Origin of the sequence: Clostridium sp. MT-14, assembly GCF_042436595.1 — a bacterium.
GTDB classification, from domain to species: Bacteria; Bacillota; Clostridia; order Clostridiales; family Clostridiaceae; genus Clostridium_B; species Clostridium_B aromativorans.
The window spans coordinates 132141-151832 of sequence record NZ_JBHMIY010000001.1; the positions used below are offsets into that span (position 1 = coordinate 132141).

20 protein-coding genes are annotated in these 19692 nt (G+C 32.2%); 3 read left to right on the top strand and 17 right to left on the bottom strand.

All coding sequences use genetic code 11. From position 1 onward, the window contains the following. Nucleotides 1–87: 87 nt before the first annotated feature. The 4 genes from ACFHWD_RS00610 to cobC all read right to left on the bottom strand — a co-directional run bounded on the left by ACFHWD_RS00610 (nucleotide 88) and on the right by cobC (nucleotide 3202). A complete protein-coding gene (locus tag ACFHWD_RS00610; RefSeq protein ID WP_229980425.1) occupies nucleotides 88–1140 on the bottom strand; it encodes an FAD:protein FMN transferase in 1053 nt (350 codons plus the stop codon). A 50-nt stretch (nucleotides 1141–1190) separates the two neighbouring features. After that, a complete protein-coding gene (gene cobU, locus ACFHWD_RS00615) occupies nucleotides 1191–1739 on the bottom strand; it encodes a bifunctional adenosylcobinamide kinase/adenosylcobinamide-phosphate guanylyltransferase (protein WP_150358514.1) in 549 nt (182 codons plus the stop codon). 38 nt (nucleotides 1740–1777) lie between these two features. Then, a complete protein-coding gene (gene cobS / locus ACFHWD_RS00620) occupies nucleotides 1778–2536 on the bottom strand; it encodes an adenosylcobinamide-GDP ribazoletransferase (protein WP_150358513.1) in 759 nt (252 codons plus the stop codon). Nucleotides 2537–2608: 72 nt separating this feature from the next. Next, nucleotides 2609–3202: an alpha-ribazole phosphatase gene (cobC, locus tag ACFHWD_RS00625; protein WP_150358512.1), complete on the bottom strand. Its 594-nt coding sequence runs from the start codon at nucleotides 3200–3202 to the stop codon at nucleotides 2609–2611. A gap of 185 nt (nucleotides 3203–3387) precedes the next feature. Here cobC and ACFHWD_RS00630 point away from each other — a divergent pair, with 185 nt between their 5' ends. Beyond that, nucleotides 3388–3810, top strand: a complete 423-nt coding sequence (locus ACFHWD_RS00630; protein WP_150359057.1) for a Fur family transcriptional regulator — start codon at nucleotides 3388–3390, stop codon at nucleotides 3808–3810. Nucleotides 3811–3867: 57 nt separating this feature from the next. Here the strand turns inward: ACFHWD_RS00630 and ACFHWD_RS00635 are convergent, their stop codons facing one another. Beyond that, complete coding sequence (locus tag ACFHWD_RS00635) at nucleotides 3868–5124, bottom strand: ABC transporter substrate-binding protein (RefSeq protein ID WP_378059825.1); 1257 nt, start codon at nucleotides 5122–5124, stop codon at nucleotides 3868–3870. A gap of 129 nt (nucleotides 5125–5253) precedes the next feature. Between ACFHWD_RS00635 and ACFHWD_RS00640 the strand changes: the two genes are divergently transcribed. Then, nucleotides 5254–6195 carry a VCBS repeat-containing protein gene (locus ACFHWD_RS00640; protein ID WP_150359075.1) on the top strand — a complete coding sequence of 314 codons (942 nt, stop codon included), beginning with the start codon at nucleotides 5254–5256 and terminating at the stop codon, nucleotides 6193–6195. A gap of 156 nt (nucleotides 6196–6351) precedes the next feature. On the opposite strand, the gene ACFHWD_RS00645 is transcribed toward ACFHWD_RS00640, so the two are convergent. After that, nucleotides 6352–7305 carry a YafY family protein gene (locus tag ACFHWD_RS00645; RefSeq protein ID WP_179977918.1) on the bottom strand — a complete coding sequence of 318 codons (954 nt, stop codon included), beginning with the start codon at nucleotides 7303–7305 and terminating at the stop codon, nucleotides 6352–6354. Between the two features lie 254 nt (nucleotides 7306–7559). Here ACFHWD_RS00645 and ACFHWD_RS00650 point away from each other — a divergent pair, with 254 nt between their 5' ends. Further along, nucleotides 7560–7940, top strand: coding sequence for a hypothetical protein (locus ACFHWD_RS00650; RefSeq protein WP_150357960.1), 381 nt, complete (start codon nucleotides 7560–7562; stop codon nucleotides 7938–7940). A gap of 69 nt (nucleotides 7941–8009) precedes the next feature. On the opposite strand, the gene ACFHWD_RS00655 is transcribed toward ACFHWD_RS00650, so the two are convergent. The 11 genes from ACFHWD_RS00655 to ACFHWD_RS00705 all read right to left on the bottom strand — a co-directional run bounded on the left by ACFHWD_RS00655 (nucleotide 8010) and on the right by ACFHWD_RS00705 (nucleotide 19689). After that, nucleotides 8010–8705, bottom strand: a complete 696-nt coding sequence (locus tag ACFHWD_RS00655; protein WP_150357959.1) for a CPBP family intramembrane glutamic endopeptidase — start codon at nucleotides 8703–8705, stop codon at nucleotides 8010–8012. 41 nt (nucleotides 8706–8746) lie between these two features. Beyond that, a complete protein-coding gene (gene yihA, locus ACFHWD_RS00660; protein ID WP_378059829.1) occupies nucleotides 8747–9346 on the bottom strand; it encodes a ribosome biogenesis GTP-binding protein YihA/YsxC in 600 nt (199 codons plus the stop codon). Nucleotides 9347–9359: 13 nt separating this feature from the next. After that, a complete protein-coding gene (gene lon, locus ACFHWD_RS00665; RefSeq protein ID WP_150357957.1) occupies nucleotides 9360–11681 on the bottom strand; it encodes an endopeptidase La in 2322 nt (773 codons plus the stop codon). 202 nt (nucleotides 11682–11883) lie between these two features. Further along, the gene (gene clpX / locus ACFHWD_RS00670) at nucleotides 11884–13173 is read right to left on the bottom strand and encodes an ATP-dependent Clp protease ATP-binding subunit ClpX (protein ID WP_150357956.1); all 1290 of its coding nucleotides are present in this window, start codon (nucleotides 13171–13173) and stop codon (nucleotides 11884–11886) included. A gap of 19 nt (nucleotides 13174–13192) precedes the next feature. Further along, nucleotides 13193–13777, bottom strand: a complete 585-nt coding sequence (gene clpP, locus ACFHWD_RS00675; RefSeq protein ID WP_150357955.1) for an ATP-dependent Clp endopeptidase proteolytic subunit ClpP — start codon at nucleotides 13775–13777, stop codon at nucleotides 13193–13195. Between the two features lie 53 nt (nucleotides 13778–13830). Further along, entirely contained in the window at nucleotides 13831–15129 is a 1299-nt protein-coding gene (tig, locus tag ACFHWD_RS00680; protein WP_150357954.1) for a trigger factor, read from the bottom strand. A gap of 220 nt (nucleotides 15130–15349) precedes the next feature. Next, nucleotides 15350–16147, bottom strand: a complete 798-nt coding sequence (locus ACFHWD_RS00685) for a sugar phosphate isomerase/epimerase (RefSeq protein WP_229980432.1) — start codon at nucleotides 16145–16147, stop codon at nucleotides 15350–15352. Nucleotides 16148–16227: 80 nt separating this feature from the next. Then, nucleotides 16228–17007, bottom strand: coding sequence for a hypothetical protein (locus tag ACFHWD_RS00690; RefSeq protein ID WP_179977919.1), 780 nt, complete (start codon nucleotides 17005–17007; stop codon nucleotides 16228–16230). 382 nt (nucleotides 17008–17389) lie between these two features. Next, nucleotides 17390–17974, bottom strand: coding sequence for an orotate phosphoribosyltransferase (pyrE, locus tag ACFHWD_RS00695; RefSeq protein WP_150357952.1), 585 nt, complete (start codon nucleotides 17972–17974; stop codon nucleotides 17390–17392). 10 nt (nucleotides 17975–17984) lie between these two features. Continuing rightward, a complete protein-coding gene (locus ACFHWD_RS00700) occupies nucleotides 17985–18875 on the bottom strand; it encodes a dihydroorotate dehydrogenase (protein ID WP_150357962.1) in 891 nt (296 codons plus the stop codon). A 40-nt stretch (nucleotides 18876–18915) separates the two neighbouring features. Beyond that, entirely contained in the window at nucleotides 18916–19689 is a 774-nt protein-coding gene (locus ACFHWD_RS00705) for a dihydroorotate dehydrogenase electron transfer subunit (protein WP_150357951.1), read from the bottom strand. Nucleotides 19690–19692 lie beyond the last annotated feature (3 nt).

Here is a 19692-nt window from a genome sequence, read left to right on the forward strand (position 1 = left end):
TAATTACCTCATGAATAGTATAGAATAATTTTAATACTAAAATCATTTTACATCAAGCTTTACATAGATAAAATATTACAATACAATTTATTTAATCTTACCAACTAGTTTAAAACTTGAATCAGTGAGCTGGAAATTATTTTTCAATCCCTCTGTAACATAGACTTCTTTATTTTTAGTAATAAATATAGCATTCAACCCAGATATATTTTTTACATATTCTGCACCTTTATCTAAACCAAGATAAAATATATTCTTTGTCATGGCATCAGCATTCAGAGAAACATCTGTAACCAGAGTTACACTTGCCAAATCATTGTCCATAGGATACCCTGTAAAGGGATTTAATATATGGTGATACTTTTTTCCGTTCTTTTCAAAATATCTTTCATATATACCTGAAGTAACCACTGTTTTATTAGTTACACCTATAGTGCCAATTGGAGTTCCTCTTGCCTTGAAGGGGTTTTGTATTCCTATATTCCACGGTTTGCCATCAGGATCCCCATTTATAGTCAGAATATTTCCTCCTAAGTCCACAATTGCATGTTCAACTCCATTTTTTTTCAATACCTTTACCACCTCATCTGCTGCATATCCTTTTGCAATACCTCCCAGATCCAATGACATTCCAGGTTTCACGAGCATCGCTCTTTTACCTTTTTCATCAAGCAGAAGATTTTTATAATTAACCAGCGATTTTTTTTCATCAATTTCCTTTTGGGAAGGAAGTCTGGCATGATCCGTGCCTATTCCCCACAGCTTCACCAGCGGCCCGATAGTTATATCAAAAACTCCCGAGGATTGCTCTGAATAATATTTCCCCTTCTCAAGTACATAAAAGGTGTCATCAGACACTTTAACAAAATTCTTTCCTGCAGCATCTGCCACATTATCCACTTCTGTTCCCGACTTGTTCACGCTCATTTTATTTTCAATTTGCTTTACTCTGGAAAAGGCTTCATCCAAAGTTGTTTTGGACTCATGATCATATATGGTTATTGTGCATATTGTACCAAGCATAAATTCTGTTCTTGACATAGGTTCTGAACCAATGTCACTGCAGGAAGACAGCGGAATAATACATATCATTATGATTGCACTTAAAAAAATACTTAGTTTTTTTCTCTTGTACTTCACTGAATTGACTCCTTTTACTAAAAATTTTAACCTTCATGACCACTGCCATGTTATTTTAATTTCAATGGCAACCCGCAGACTGTCAAATATACTTCATTACTGTACTCAGCTATAAGCTGATTTACTCGTCCCAATATATCTGAAAATATTCTGCCCAGCCTATATTCCGGCACTACACTTAGACCAACCTCATTGGTTACAATTAATATACATTTTGAGCTTTCACTTATTGAAAAAATTATGTCTTTAACTTCTTCAATAATACAGTTCTCCAGTTTCTCTATTTCTTCATGATCTGCATTGTCTACGTCAACGCCATTTTCCAGAATTATATTGGTTATCATAGTACCTATACATTCCAACATTATATATTGACAACTGCTGTTTTTTATCACATTGCCCAATGCCCTATATCCCTCGTAAGTTATCCAATTGGGGTTTCTTCTGGATTTATGCTTTTCTATTCTATTTTTCATCTCTTCATCCGTGACCACAGCTGTTGCTATATAAAGAACCTTTTCCTTATCCTTTAAAAGCTTCTCAGCAAAGGTACTTTTACCACTTCTGCTTCCTCCTGTTACCAAAATTATTTTACCCATATCTTTATCCTCCAAACAAAGCACTATAGATTATCGGTTCAGTTCATGATTGCAACAGATACCATAAGCATCGTAACTATTTCCACCATTTCATTATCTGCTCCAAATAAATCTCCTGTAAGTCCTCCTATCTTTCTATTGCAATACAAATTGAACAAAGTTGCTACAATAAGAGCAGTTAATATAACCATAATCATATACTTCAGGTTCATATTGACTATAAAGAGCAGGATAGCCACAGTGATGCACGTAGTGATAAAAATTTGAAATTTTCCTATATTTCCTATAAAAAGATTCCCTGAACCTGTACTTTTTGCCGTTTTACCTATAAAAGCTATAAAAACTATAGAAAATCTGCCTATAACAGGGGCAGCTATTATTACAAAAGAGAATCTAGGGACTATAAAACAAAGAAGGCTATATTTCAAAAGCAAATCCATTACTATGGTAACACAAGCATAGCTTCCTATTCTGCTGTCCTTCATTATCTCTATTATTCTGTTATTTCCCTTAAAAGCAAAAAAACCATCACACATATCTCCCAGTCCATCTATATGTAATGCCCCGGTAAGTATTATTCCCACTAACATAACAACGGCTACAGAAACATTCACCGGCAATATGAGTACAGCCAATTTATACACTGCCCACTGTATTCCTCCTACTATAAGACCTATAACAGGCATAAAAATAGACGCCCTCTTAAAATTTTCTTTCCCACAATTTAAGTTTTTATTTACGGGAATTCTCGTTAAAAATTGAATCATCAAAAGAAAATCATTCATAAACTCCCTCATATAAATCCCTCCCAACACTCCAAAACCGCTAATATGAATTGGCCTATCCAATTAAAATTTACAACAATACAACTAAACATCAACATGAGTTATGCTGTCTATATACAAATTATCATACTCATATTTTACCAATGTAATATCACCATTTTTGGAGGCAAATTTCCAGAAAAAATCCAGATTATCATTTAGTATATAGCAGTAGGCAGATCTTATCACACCTCCATGAGTGACTATGAGAATATTTTTTCTATTTAATTTCAAAATATCCTCCATGAATCCACGTATTCTCGAATAGAACTCTATATAACTTTCACCGCCTGGAGGTGATTCATTTTTCCAATCACTGCACCACTTACCCCACTGCTCTGGATATAATTTTTTTATCTGTTCATAACTTTTACCCTCAAACTTTCCAAAATCCATTTCATCTATTCTTTTGTCTATATTGATCTTTTTAAAATTATGTCCTAAAATTATATCAGCTGTTTCAACAGCTCTTTTTCTCTCACTTACATATACTTCATCAAATTTTACACGATTTAAAAAAGCAGCTGCTCTTTTAGCCTGGCTTAAACCCTTTTCATTTAAGCATACATCCAGCTTTCCATAATAATACCTGTTATTATTTTCATCTGTTTGTCCATGTCTTACAAAATAAATATTCATATAAATTATTCCTTTACTCAGTCAATGATTTTATTATATAGCATTAAAATAAAATATACAAATTAAAAATCAAGGTTTTGTACAGCTTATCTTGACATATCAAAACAATTACTATAAAATTGTTTTTGACAAGTAATAATTTTTATTATATAGTTATAATTGATTATATAATGAGGATGGTGTCTATGGATAATTTAACTAGTATTTTTAGAAATAAAAAATTGAAACTCACTCCCCAACGTATTGCAGTATATAAATATCTACAATCTACTAAAGAACATCCATCAGCCGAGACAATATACAAGACTCTGCAGATAGATTATCCTACTATGAGTTTGGCAACTGTATACAAAGCTTTAAAAACATTGGTCGAAGTTAATCTCATACAGGAAATCAATGTGGGGGAAGGTAACTTCAGATACGATGGAAACGTTGAACCACACTCCCATATTCAATGTATAAACTGTGGAAAAGTAGATGATATAGAGGGAATTTGCTTTCAGGATCTAAATTATAAAATTAAAGATCTTGTAAACTACAAGGTATTGAGTAATCAGGTCTACTTTTATGGAATATGTGAAAACTGTCAAAAAAACTCAACAGACTAGATAAAAAAAATGACAACTGTCAATTGATTTACGACAGCTGTCATTTTTTATAGCATTTCAATAGGATTCTTCAACTACTTCATTCCATTCATTTCCCGTATATTTTCCTGAAAATATATCATCTATTTTCAGAGATATACTGTATCTAAAATTTTTAGGCATATTGTATATAACGGCTATATTATCTTCCGTACTATTTTTCAAATGTTCTATTATACTTTTATTTATACCTTTTTTAGGAGTATTTACTTTCCTATTTCCAGTTATAAAACCCTTATTATACAATTTTTTTTGGATATTGTCACTCAGTATAAATTTTATAAAATCATTTATTTGATCCATATTTTTGCTATTTACAGGTGTACTCATTATAACATCTGCCATAACTGGAACTTTAACATTATCAGATGCTGAATTGTCATATTGCAAACATTTTATCCTGGTATTTTTAATATCATTTATATAATAGGAAGATGTTATTATCACTGGTATATCATTTCCATTGAATTTTTGTATAGTACTTCCATTCCCAATCTCAAAGGTATCCTTATTTACATAACCATTTTTAACCATATCATTTAATCTGTGAAAACACTCCTGCATCTCCCCCAGTGATTTATAAGCTGAAGGTCCACTGTCATATATATCTTCTAGTTTTTTCATGGAAATCAAGTTATTTGACACTATAGAAAATAAAGCTGTATTTATATCCACATCCTCATTTAATACTACAGGTACTCTTTTTTGCAGAGAATTGAGAGCTTTCAAGCTGCCCATAAATTCATTCATGGAATTGGGCATTTTTAAATTCAATTTATTAAAAGCATCTTCATTACACAATATTTCTATAGTATAGGGAAATAATGCAATGCCATAGTATCTGTCATTAAATCTCCCAAAGGACTTCGATACGCTGTAATATCTTTCATTTAAATTATTTTCCCTGTATAAATTTCTCATATCAGACAGAGCACTTTTCCTAACTAAATTCAGCATGTCTGTTCTGGAAATAAATACAACATCCATATTGCTGTTGTCATTTATATCTCCATCTATTTTCTCACCTATGGAATTATCCACATTCAATTCAACCTTGGGATTGGCTTTTTTGTACTCATTTATAATATATTTTATCATATTTAAAGATTCTCTGTCTTTCACTCCAATATATAGATTTATTTGTCCATCATCACTTGCATTGCTATTTCCACCACAGGCAGATAAATTAAACAGTAATATCAGAGTTAGAAAAAATATTATTATTTTATTTCTATGAAGCATACATTTTCTCATCTCACTTCCAAATATAAACACTTCAAAAATTACTCATACTGAGTATGTACATAAAATTATGTTTCATACAGTCAATATTTTATAAATTTATTTTGTACATAAATAATTAAATATATAATAAATTCATATAATTAAATGGAGGTGAAATTTATGAAATTTAGAGTAATATTTCTAAAGAAACGACATATTTACTTTTTAATATTGTTAATCTTAATCATATTTTTATCTGTAACCTTTATAGTATCCAGACATTCTTCTCCTTCTTTCAATACTATCTCCAGCAGCAGAAAAATACGGGCAGATCTCAATGGTGACGGAAAGAATGATATACTGTCTATCATACGAGATGAAAACAGCTATCTAATAAAAGCAGTTATAGATAATAAAACTTTTAACTTCAATACTAATAAAAATTCACCAATAATTCAAAGCTATTCCCCATATTGGCCTTTAAGAATAACACTCATGGATGTATCCAGAAACAGAGTTCCTGAAATATTTGTGCAGGGTTCAATAAAAAATAAACCTGTTCAACGTGTCTTTATATATACTGGTACAGGATTTAAAAATATTATGTCAAATTCTAGCAACATACTTGGTTTTATGGATTGTAAAAACAACAGAACTCCAAAAATCATATCAGGTAAACTGAGTGAAAGCTCCATGTATCTCTCCAATTACATATTTTTAAATAATGGATTTAAAAACTATGATTATGAATACAGAAGTTCTCTTATGGGACAAGATACTATTTATACATTTGTAAAATTTATACAAAGTTTGCCTGAAAGCGAACCATATAAGCCAAAAGATATTTTTTCATCTAATATATCTAAAGAGAATATGGCCCTAATTGGCAACTTGACAGGAGAAAATAATACCTATGTATTTCAAGACGGTTTCTTCATGGAAAATAAATGCGATAAAGACGGCAATGCTTCTGAAATTTCCTGGTCATTAAATTTTAAGGGTATTTCCAGAACAGATAAAAATACAGTAAAAAATTATAAATTGGATTTAATTCTCGTACCTGACAGCAGTGATACTAAAAACTGTCGTTTCAAAATTGCCTCTATGTATAGAAATAGATAATTAAAAAGGGACCGTATATGCGGTCCCAAGGGGGATGGGGGGTTACACATCAAACAATAATTTATATTATTTGATGCTAAGGAGAATTTTATATCTCCTAATTACATTTATTATATTGTCCTAATATAAATAAATTATTCATATAAATTAAAATTTTTAATATTTTTTATATAACTCCTCTAATTCTAACTTAATATTTTTTCGCAGTTCTTCAGGTTCAATTATCTCAGCATCTTTTCCAAAACCCATCACCCATTTCTTCACATCTTCAATATCATCTATATAGAGACTTAAAATTATACTTCCATCTTCCAGATCGTCTATGCGCTGGTTGGTATTCCATTTTGTACTTTTTATAAAATGAGAGATGTTTCTGCTAAATTTTATTAGTACCTTTATCTTATCTCCCATAAACACTCCCCAATGCTGGTCTAAATAATCTTTAAGAGAGAATGTGTGGGGTCTCATATAAATATCATCGCTTATTTTCAAACTCTTGATTCTATCAAGCTTAAAAATTTCTATATCATCTTTCATATGACAGTACCCTACTACATACCAGTTCCCCTGTTTAAATACTAAGTCGTAGGGATCCACTTTTCTCATAGTCAGATTGTTTTTATTTACCGAAAAATAATTTACGTTCAGGCTTTTTCCTTTACTCATGGAATAACTTATCTGTGATATTTTATCCTCTAATTTTTTCAAATTGCCTATTGAATCTATAGAAAAGCCACCTGTGTCATCCATTTCACTTAAATTAATATCTGAATTTATAGAAACACTTTTTATCTTATAAACTGCATTCTTAAGCTCTTTTTCATATATGAATCCATTTTGCTTTGTAAGCACTTCTGAGGCCATGAGAAGTGCACTAAGTTCTCTTGCACTCAAATTTGCAGACTTCATGTAAAAATTTTTATCTATATAAAATCCACCATATCTTCCTTTTTTAGTGTACACAGGTACATTAGCTTTATTCAGACTACTTATATATCTATATACCGTTTTCTTATCCACCCCTAAAGTCTGGGCTAATTCCGATGCAGTAGTCAATCCCTTATATTGTATTATCATTATTATCTCTAATAAATTAGAAATTTTAGACATGTTTTTAACCTCCAGTGTAAAATTATCATAATATTTAATTATATCGTTACTTTCTATAATTTTTTTAGTGAAATTTTATATAAAATTAAATTTCTCTTATTATCCGGACATTTTACCATTACAATCTCCCATTTTTGTGTCAAATCTGTCCATCTTGAATAATATATAATATAAATTTAATTATGATAACTCAATGAATATAAGTATAAGTTCAACTTACCAAATACACAACATTAAAAACGAGGTGAATGTAAATGTCAAAACACCACAGGAACTATAATAATGGTTTTAATATAGGTGATATTTTAAACAATATAGATATAACTCAACTTCTATCCATATTATCCGCATTGGGTGGAAATAAAAATTTCTCCAATGATCAACTGGGTTCACTTATGGAAAATTTAAATTCTTCCAATGGAGGAACTCAGGGGAATTCTAACTTTAACGATTCAGATATAAAATCAAAACTGGCAGCATTGGAAAATAGATTATCTAAAATAGAAAACGGAGGAACTATAAAGGAAGAGCTTCTCCGTACAATAAAAGAGCTACAAGATTCCCCAGATGCAGCCAAAACATTAAATAATTATATAAATTCCATCAATTCCAGTAGAAACACACATAGAAGTTAATTAAAATTACATTAAAAAACACTATCAAAATTTGTAATTAGTTTCCGATAGTGTTTTTTACTTTAAAAATCAGCTTAATTTTTGCAGTAAAAGTGCTATTACAGTTACAGAATTAAATGCAAAATGATTGAACACTGCATACCAGTATCCCTTTTTATATATTAAATAACAATTATAAAGTCCAATCCACAGTATTATTGGAAATGCATTAAGGCTAAAATGAATTACAGCAAATAAAAAGCTGCTTAAAAATGCTCCCAGGTAAATTCCAATTCTCTTCGCAAATATTTTTTCAAATATAAGCCATCTAAATACAAATTCTTCTAAGACAGGTGCAAATATTATAACTATTGGAATCATTATTAAAAATTTTCCCAATGGCATATTTGCCATATGAGTAACTATTTCCTGCTGTTGTAATTCCAATTTAAAATTAGAAAGCACTGTTGTCTCAATTGCAGATATAAAAAAAGCAGCCAAATAAAATATGAATACCATCTTAAAAGCTTCAAAAATTTTAAAATTTTTAAAATCAAACTTATAGAATTCATCTGTATGTTTTATATACCACAAATTAATAACTACAAAAATAAATGGAATAAAATTTTCTGTAAATATGGAAAGAATTATATACAATACACTTATAATAAGCAAAATTACATTATTTCTTTTATCTTTCCGCCAGAACTTGATAAATACCAAAAGAGGTGGTACATAAACAAGTACAAAAACTAGAGCATTTTTTATAATATCCAACCTAAACATTATTAATTTCTCCTTGCTATTTTTATTAGCCTTACTAATTATTAATCTTCAGGAATTAAATTAAGCATGGAATCTAGAGTATCCAAAATTTCTTCTCTTCCCTTCTTATTTAAAGCAGAAAAAGTCAATACTTCATCATCTTTTTTCAACTCCAGAGTATCTTTTATAATTTTTAAATTATCGTATAATTTATTTTTAGAAATTTTATCAATTTTTGTAACTATAATAACAATTTTATATTTATAATGCTTAATCCACTTATACATAGTTATGTCATCTGCCGTTGGTTTATGCCTGCAATCCAATATAAGAACTATTGCTTTAAGTTGTTTTCTATCCTGCAGATATTTTTCTATTATTTTTCCCCATCCCTGTATTTCCCTTTTCGAAGCTTTCGCATATCCGTAACCTGGCAAATCTACAAAATAGAACATATCATTTATTAAAAAGAAATTGATCAGCCTGGTTTTACCTGGAGTACTACTTACTTTAACTAATTTTTTTCTATTTACAAGTGCATTTATAAGGGAGGACTTTCCTACATTGGATCTTCCAACAAAAGCTATTTCCTCCCTGTTGTCTTTGGGATATTGACTTGAATCTACTGCTGAAATTAAAAATTCTGATTGTTTTATTTTCATAAATAAATACCACCTAATCTCTGGTTAAAAGCGAATTTTTCAATACTACATCTATGTTGTCTGCCAATATATATTTCATCTTGTTTTTAACTGTATTGGGAATTTTCAATAGATCATTTTTATTTTTTTCAGGAATTATAACCGTATCTATACCAGCCCTATATGCTGCAAGGCTTTTTTCTTTCAATCCTCCTATAGGAAGAACTCTTCCTGTCAAAGTTATTTCCCCTGTCATGGCCACATTGTGCTTTATTTTTCTTTTACTTAAAGCAGATATCATAGCAGTAACCATAGTCACACCTGCCGAAGGACCATCTTTTGGTACTGCACCTTCCGGAACATGTATATGTAAATCATAATTTTTGTAAAAGTCACTTTCAATTCCATACTTATGTGAATTGGCCCTTATATAACTGTAACCAGCTTTAGCCGATTCCTTCATAACATCTCCCAGTTGACCCGTAAGCTGCAATTTGCCACTTCCAGGCATAACAGTAGCCTCTATAGGAAGAGTATCTCCTCCATATCCGGTCCATGCCATTCCCATGACTACTCCAACCTTATCTTCTTCATTTGCCTTATCATAGGTAAATATTTCAGAACCAAGGTAGTATTTAACCTTAGTTACGGTTATACTTATGGACTTTTTACCTTTTTCCATCATTTCTGATATAGCTTTTCTTATAAGGGATGCAACTCTTCTTTCCAGGCTTCTGACCCCAGATTCCCTAGTATAATTATCTATCAACTTATATATGGAAGAATCTGAGAAAGCAATCTCATTATTTTTAACTCCGTTTTCTTTCAATTCTTTAGGTACCAGGTATTTTTTACATATATTAAACTTTTCCTCAGAAGTATACCCAGATACTTCTATTACCTCCATTCTGTCAAAAAGGGGCCTTGGAACAGTTTCAAGGGTATTCGCAGTAGTTATGAACATCACATTGGACAGATCAAAATCCAGTTCAAGGTAATGATCCCTGAAGGTACTGTTTTGCTCGCTGTCTAATACCTCTAGAAGTGCATCTGCTGGATCTCCTCTGAAATCGCTGCTCATTTTATCTATTTCATCCAGTAAAAACAGTGGATTTTTTGATTTTGCCTGTCTCATGCCATATATTATTCTTCCTGGAATAGCTCCTACATAAGTTTTTCTATGTCCTCTGATCTCTGCCTCATCCTTCACTCCCCCCAATGACATTCTCACAAAATTTCTGTTTAAAGCATGGGCTATAGACTTTGCAATAGAAGTCTTCCCTACACCTGGAGGTCCTACAAGACAAAGTATTGGTCCTTTAAGAGACTTGTTCATTTTTTTAACTGCCAGATACTCAATTATCCTATTTTTAACATCTTTTAATCCATAGTGATCCTTTTCAAGTATTTCTCTGGCTAATTTTATATTTAAATTATCTTTAGTCTCAATATTCCATGGAAGACTCAATATCCAGTCCAGATAAGTTCTTATTACTCCTCCTTCTGAAGAATAAGAACCTGTATTTTTAAGTCTATCCAACTCATATAACGCCTTATCTTTAACACCTTTAGGCAATTTAGCTCTAGTTATCTTATTCTTATACCTCTTTATTTCTCTTTTGTCTTCATCTTCTTCCCCTAGTTCCTCCTGTATAGCTTTTAACTGTTCTTTCAGATAATATTCCTTTTGAACTTTATCTATTTTGTTTCTTACCTTAGCGCCTATTTTCCTTTCCAACTTCAAAATTTCTATTTCATTTACCAATATGGAAAGCAATTTTTCAAGTCTTTTTCCCACATCATAGCATTCAAGAAGTTCCTGCTTTTTTTCCTGTTTTAACATCAGATAGGAACTCACAGTATCAGCTAATCTTCCAGGACTGTTTAACTCTTCCAATGTTATTATAGTTTCTACCGGTATATTTCCAGATAACTTTATATATTCATTAAAATTTTTTTCTATAGCTCGCACAAGGGCTTCATAATTTTTATCCTCGCTATAATTTTTATCCTCTATTACTTCAACTTGAACTTTAAAAAATGGATCTTCACTGATATATTTTCTAAGCACTGCTCTGGATTCACCCTCTACAAGTACTCTCACTGTATCTCCAGGCAATTTCAATATCTGCTTTATATTACAAATTGTACCTGTTCTAAATATATCTTCTTCTCCAGGTTCTTCAGTTTTTACATCCTTCTGTGCAGTCAAAAATATTCTCTGCTCTGTAAGCATGGCATCTTCAAGTGCAAGTATTGATTTTTCCCTACCTACATCAAAATGCAGAACCATATACGGAAATATAGTAATACCTCTCAACGGAATTAGAGGAAGATCTCTTAAATTTTTATCCATATCTCTCTCCTCCTTTTAAAAGATTTTATAGTACAATAACATTTTCTGCTAACAAACAACAGATTAATTTATTATAACTATAAAATATATTTTTTTCAATTACCCTGTACTTTATCCACAATCATTTTATTGAATTAAACATAGATAACCTAAACTTTACCTAAAAAAGAGTACCGGAATCAGTACTCTTTTTGATATGAAGCTATGCAGTTTCAGGACCTTTTCGCGTTCTGGATTTTTTTAATTTAATAGGAGTTCTCTTCCCATTTTCAGCATTTATAACCTTTGGTTTTCCCTTTAACACTGCATTTTTATCTATTATTACCTTACATATTTCCTCTCTCGAGGGAATATCAAACATTATGTCTTTCATAGTTTCTTCTATAATAGCTCTAAGTCCTCTTGCTCCTGTGTTTCTCTCTAATGCCTCTTCCGCTATCGCATCCAATGCCCCATCTTCAAATTCCAGTTCTACATCATCAAATTCAAAGAGTTTTTTATATTGTTTAACAAGTGCATTTTTGGGTTCCTTCAAAATACTTATCAATGCATTTTTATCAAGCGCATCTAAAGTTACTATAATTGGAATTCTTCCTACAAACTCCGGTATAAGACCATACTTCAAGAGATCTCCTGGCATTATCTCCTTTAGAAGCTTTCCTACGTCCTTTTCCTTTTTAGATTGTATATTTGCACCAAAACCAAGAGTACTCATTCTAGTCCTTCTCTCTATTATACTATCTATACCGTCAAAAGCTCCACCGCATATAAATAATATATTAGTGGTATTGATCTGAATAAATTCCTGATGAGGATGTTTTCTTCCCCCCTGAGGTGGCACTGAAGCTACAGTACCTTCCAGTATCTTTAAAAGTGCCTGCTGTACACCTTCTCCCGACACATCCCTAGTTATAGATGGATTTTCTGATTTCCTAGCTATCTTGTCTATTTCATCTATATAAACTATTCCGCGTTCAGCTCTTTCTATATCATAATCAGCATTCTGTATAAGTTTTAACAATATATTTTCTACATCTTCACCCACATAGCCAGCTTCTGTAAGCGTAGTAGCATCTGCAATAGCAAAAGGTACATTCAGAAATCTTGCCAGAGTCTGAGCTAAAAGTGTTTTACCAGATCCTGTAGGTCCAAGTAAAAGTATATTACTTTTCTGTAGTTCTATATCATCACTTTCCTTATTAGAATTTATCCTTTTATAATGATTATATACTGCCACTGCTAGTGACTTCTTTGCATCTTCCTGACCTATCACATATTGATCAAGATAATTTTTTATTTCTATAGGCTTTGGAATTGAAGTCATGTCTATCTGTACATCTTCCTCAAATTCATCACTTATTATCTCAGAACAAAGCTCTATACATTCATCACAGATGTATACACCAGGTCCTGCAATTAATCTTCTAACTTGATCTTGTGTCTTACCGCAGAATGAGCACTTAAGTTGCTTTTTTTCATCATTTTTTGCCATTTCTACACCTCACTAAAGGTTATTTCTTTTTTGTAATAACTTCATCTATTAAACCATAATTTTTGGCTTCTTCTGCCGACATAAAGTTATCTCTCTCTGTATCACTTTCAACTTTTTCAAGAGGCTGACCTGTTTTCTCGCTTATTATAGTGTTTAGTTTTTTCTTTATTTTTAGTATTCTATTTGCATGAATTCCTATATCAGTCGCCTGCCCTTGAAATCCACCAAGAGGTTGATGTATCATTATCTCTGCATTTGGAAGTGCAAATCTTTTTCCCTTTGCACCAGCTGTAAGCAAAAATGCACCCATAGAAGCTGCCATTCCTATGCATATAGTGGACACATCTGACTTTATATACTGCATTGTATCATAAATTGCCATTCCAGAGGTTATAGATCCTCCTGGGCTATTTATGTAAAGATATATGTCTTTATCTGGATCTTCAGCTTCCAAAAACAGCAATTGTGCTACCACAAGGCTAGCCGTTACATCATTTACTTCCTCACTTAACATTACTATCCTATCCTTTAAAAGTCTAGAATAAATATCATAGGATCTTTCTCCTCTATTTGTCTGTTCTACAACTACTGGTACTAAACTCATAAATCTCTCCTCCTTTATACTATATCTTAAATTAGTATATATTAAAAAATAATTTATATCGCCTTACTACTATCCACCAACATATTTACTACCTTGCCATTCATTACATCTGTTTTCAAATATTCTTTCTGGCTATCGAGAATAAGCTTTGACATCTTTTGAATCTTATCCTCTTCTTTGCTGCCATACTGTTTAGCCATATCCTTTGCTCTCTCTAAAAGTTCCTCATCTTCCACTTTTATATCTTCCACTTTAGCTATTTCTCCAACAACTAAATCCGTTTTAACTCTCTTTTCTGCTGTTTCTTTCATATAATTTCTAACTTTTTCTTCTGTATTATTTGTATATTGATAATAAGTTTTAAGATCTAACCCCTGGTATTTCAATTTCATCTCTAAATCCTTAAGCATATTATCAACTTCTTTTTTAATCATAACTTCTGGTATATTCACTTCTGCATTTGAACAAACCGCATCTAAAACTGCTTCCTCAAATTCCCTGTCAGCTTTTAATTGATTTGCCTCCTGTTTCTTACTTCTTATGTCAGCCTTAACTTCCTCCAAGGTATCAAATTCAGATATTTCCTTCGCAAATTCATCATCTAGCTCCGGTAATTCCTTGATCTTTATTTCATTGACTGTAACTTTAAATACAGCTTCCTTTCCATTTAAATCCTCTCTTCCATATTCTTCGGGGAACTTCACATGGACATCCTTGGAATCACCAGTCTTTAGTCCAATAAGTTGATCTTCAAAATTATCTATGAAAGTTCCTGAACCAATTTCTAATTTATAATTTTTTCCTTCTCCACCTTCAAATTCTTTGCCATCCACTGTTCCCTTAAAATCTATTACGGCTATATTTCCCTTTTCTACAACTCCATCTTCTTTTGTTTCTATTCTAGCATTTTTCTGCTGCATTGTCTCTAATTCTTTTTCCACATCTTCCTCTGTCACTTCATATGTATTCTTTTTCACTTCAAGACCTTTGTATTCTCCAAGTTTTACTTTTGGAAACACAGTTACAGTTGCCGTATATACAAAATCTTTATTATCACCTATCTGAACTATATCAATTTGAGGATAATCCACAGGTTTTATGCTGTTTTCTTCCAGTGCCTTGGGATATGTATCATCACAGCAGAAATTTATAGCATCTTCATAAAAAACTCCTTCACCGTAATATTTCTTTATTATGTTCATTGGGGCCTTGCCCTTTCTAAAACCTGGTATATTAAACTTTTTGGCATTTTTCACAAATGCTTTTTTCATTGCTTCATTAAATTTTGAAGATTCTACAGTTATCTCTAATTTTACAACATTTTCTTCTATCGTTTCCTTCTTAACATTCATTACAAAATTCCTCCCACTAATTACTCTGTATGCTTATATCAACTATGCTATTATATCATATATCCATTCACATTTATATATTATACTTTCCACTTTTACTCATTGACCATAATTTAATTTCAATATTAAGAATAAATTATTAATTTGTACCTTTATATTATATATTTTACCACTAAAATTATAATATTCGTATTATAATTTCATATTAAGCAAACAAATTTCATAGTTTTTGACTGCAAATAATATTCCAGATATAGTTTTGGGACTCTTTCAGCTGACAATAATCTTTATAATTATCACTATATACTTCAATTATACCCACTTTATTATATCCTATTTCCTTTAACTTACAAAGTATTTTTTTATAATCCACATCTCCTTTTCCCGGAAGAAGGCAGGAATTTTTATCGTCTCTGTCATTTAGATGAAGATTTTCCATAGCACTTCCCATGACGTCTATATATTCTTCAGGTGTCCTGCCCGCTCTATAAGCCTGTTTTATATCCAGAGTAAAATATATGGGATTACTGCATTTTTCCCTAAGCTCATACAAAAAATCAGTATTGCTGGATAAACACCAGAAAACATTCTCCTGGCATAATTTTATACCCTGTTTTCCTGCTGCGTATGTCAACTTATTATAAATGTCAAAAATAAAACTGCTGTGAACCTCTTGTAATTTTCTATACTTCATACCGTGAAAAGTATAGCATTTAGCTCCCAGCAATTTTGCTAATTTACAAACTTTTTCAAATTTTAAAAAAGCATCATCCCTTCTTCTTTTATACTCATCAAATAAATAGGGTTCAAAAGAAGAAGAAAATGCATGAACTGAATTGATAACAAAATCATTTTTTAACTTTTGTTCCAAAAGCAACTTTCCAAAACTTTCTTCATACTCACTATCGCTGTTTAAAAATATCTCTCCCAATTTAAATCCTAAATTTCTCATTATAGTTATACTGTCTTCCGTATTTACATATGGATAAAAACTGGCAGATGACAATCCTATATCCATAATACCTCCTAAATTAACAAGCTAGTTATTATTGTCCACTGTACTACAAGAATACCCAGTCAGCAAGGTACATACCCCACCTACTGGGTAACAGAACCTGCTGCATTTACATAAACAGTTGCGCCATCTTCGATCACTGTAAGTCCCTTCTCGGTTAATCTCTGAAATTTTATATTTTCTCCCTGTATACCTTGAACCATAATGTGACTTTTATTCTGTATATTCTCTATCCACACATATTTTGAGGTCTTACCTATCCATGGTAGTTGACTTATATATGCGATATTATTGTCGTCCAAAAATTTCGGTGATAAACACCATATATAAGATGGATTGCTGGATATTTGGGCATTTTTTTCTATCACACTGCCGTTAGTAGATACATATTTAGGATTTGTTATATCCTGTTTATTGCCATTTATATCTACTAGAAGTATACTTTGAGATTTGCTGTCAAATAGCACTATATTTTTAGCAGAGGGACTTATATCATAATTTCCATTTCCAGGAGTGACACTTTTAAATTTTCTATCGCTGCCCTTACCTTCGTATGCCAAATTTACACTCTTGCCATCACTCAATTTTATTTTATAATTTTCTTCTTTTTTTACTGATTTGGATTTCTGATCTGTCGAAGATACCTTTGCACCATGGCTACTGTCCTTTACCTGTTTATTTTCAGCAGAAATATTACTTTTTACTTTATTTGTTTCCTTTACTGCGGCTTTAAATGCCCCTCTTATATAAATTACAGCTAAAGCTATTATTAATAAACACGCTATCACAAGTATAATCAAATTTCTCTTGCGTCGTCGCATTTTCTTCTCATATTCTTTGCTAAAAATACTTGGCTTAACCACTCAAAAATTCCTCCTATACTCAGTATTAAAATTATAAACTTAACCAATCATCATAGATAAAAAAACCATTCTAATTTTTTATCTATAATACATAAATACTCGTTATTTATTATAACTCAAAATCCTAAGAAATAGTACTAATTTTTTGTGAACCTTTCCAGATATATTTAATCTATTGCATCCACTTTATTTATCAAGTGATTCTTGGGTTCAGATGGAGTTTGCCTATAAGAAATACTTTTCTCCAGCTGAACCTTAGCAGAACTTATCCAGGCGCGTAGCAGTGCTTATCGTAAGCTTTAAGAAGTTGGGAGTATTAGCAATGTTAGCGTTCGGATAAAGCTAAGCCCTACTTAATTTATTTAAATAGACTTAACTGAGCTTAAGAATTACTCGATTTAAACACTCTACTCCCGGGCTTCACATATTCCATTCCATCCTTACACATAGGACAATCTTCTACATCATAAGTGCTTATGTCTAACTTTACTGCACTATATACAGGATAGGGTATATCTATATCTTTTGCTCTCCTGTCAACTATACAGCATATACCTATAACCTTACCTCCCAAATTATCTACAACTCTGGCAACTTCCAGTGAAGACTTCCCCGTAGTCACCACATCTTCGGAAATCAAGATCTTCTCTCCCGGATTTATCTCAAAACCTCTTCTTATAGTCATATCTCCATTTTGTCTTTCTGCAAATATCCCGGGTTTTCCAGTCTGTCTTGCAAGCTCATAGGAAACTATTATTCCACCCATTGCAGGCCCTACTATTTTGTCAAAATAGACACCCTTCAACTTTTGTACAACAACTGCCAATACTTTTTCCGCCCTATCCGGATATTGCAAAAGTTTAGCACACTGACAGTATCTATTGCTGTGCCTCCCTGAAGAAAGTAAAAAATGTCCCTCTAAAAGTGCCCCGGATTCTTTCAAATTATCTATAACTAAATTGCTCATAATTTTCCTCCTAGATTATTCCTCTTATTTCTTCTAAATCCTCTATTTTTTCCTCTGCCGCATATTTTTCAAGCCCCTCTATTATATCCAGACATATGTCAGGCTTAATGAAATTTGCAGTTCCAACTTGAATCGCACTGGCACCTGCCATGATAAATTCCACCGCATCCTCCCAACTGCATATTCCACCTATCCCAACTACAGGAACATTTACTGCCTTTGAAACCTCATACACCATTCTAAGAGCTATGGGCTTTATTGCAGGTCCTGAAAGCCCAGCAGTAATATTATCAAATACCGCTTTCTTATTTCTTACATCTACAGCCATGGCCTTAAAGGTATTTACAAGAGATATACTGTCTGCCCCTGCTTCACAGCAATTTAAGGCCATATCCACAATATCTTCTGCATTGGGCGACAATTTTACCATAAGAGGTTTACTGCATTTTTCTCTGACCGCTTTTACTACTTCATTGGCCACCCGGGATTTTATACCAAAAGCCATACCGCCGTTTTTCACATTGGGGCATGATATATTGAGTTCTACAATATCCACATCTGAATCACTCAGCTTTTCCACGGCCTCAATATATTCCTTCAAAGTACTTCCCCCCAGATTGGCTATTACAACTGTGTCAAATCTTTTCATCTCAGGCAGCTCAATTTCTATAAAATGATCAACACCTGGGTTTTGAAGTCCCACACTGTTTAATATACCCCCTGTAGTTTCGAAAATCCTAGTGCCGTAATTTCCCTCCCTTTTATTCAGTGTAATGCCTTTTGAACATATTGCCCCCAATTTTGACACATCGTAGATAGCATTGTATTCCTCTCCAAATCCAAAAGTTCCCGATGCAGCAATTACAGGATTCTTAAGTTTCACGCCGCATATATCCAGCAATTGACCAAACTCCCTTCCAAATAAAATAAACAGTTTCAACTTACCATACCAGCTCCCGGCCTGAAAAAACAGGACCATCTTTACATACCCTTTTATTTCCAAAAATTGTATTACAGGCACATCCCAAACAGGCCCCGATCCCACAGGCCATACGTCTTTCCATGGACATATACACTGCTACCTTTTTTCTCACACAACCTTCCGCCACTTTTTTCATCATGACTTCAGGTCCACAGCACAGTACCATATCATAAAATTCCGGTTTAAATCCCTCCGTGACAAAACCTCTTTTCCCATATTTACCCGATTCTGTAGTAATATATACATTATCAACAAGGGATCTGAATTTTTCTACAGAATATATTTCATCTTTAAATCCTGCATACAAATCCACTTTCAAATTTTTTCGATTTTCACTGCTGATTAAATTGTGATTTATCATATCCACGACAAGATAAAACATTGGAGCAATACCTATTCCACCAGTTATTACGGCAATGTTTCCCTCCAGTTTTTTCATATTGAATCCATTTCCCAAAGGCCCCAGGAGGTTAATTTTATCCCCTCTTTTTAAATTGCACAGTTTCTTGGTTCCATTCCCTATTACCCGATACAGGAAAGTTATTTTATTTTTTTCCAAAGCATGTATGCTTATGGGCCTTGACAATACAGGTTCCTTTTCCCAGCATCTCAGCATATAAAACTGGCCTGGGTTTCCCCTGAAACTACCGCTGACTTCAAGTTGATATATATTGTCGCTTATTTCTGCGTTTCCATATACTTCCTTACATGTATAATTTAACTTATCTTCCAATAG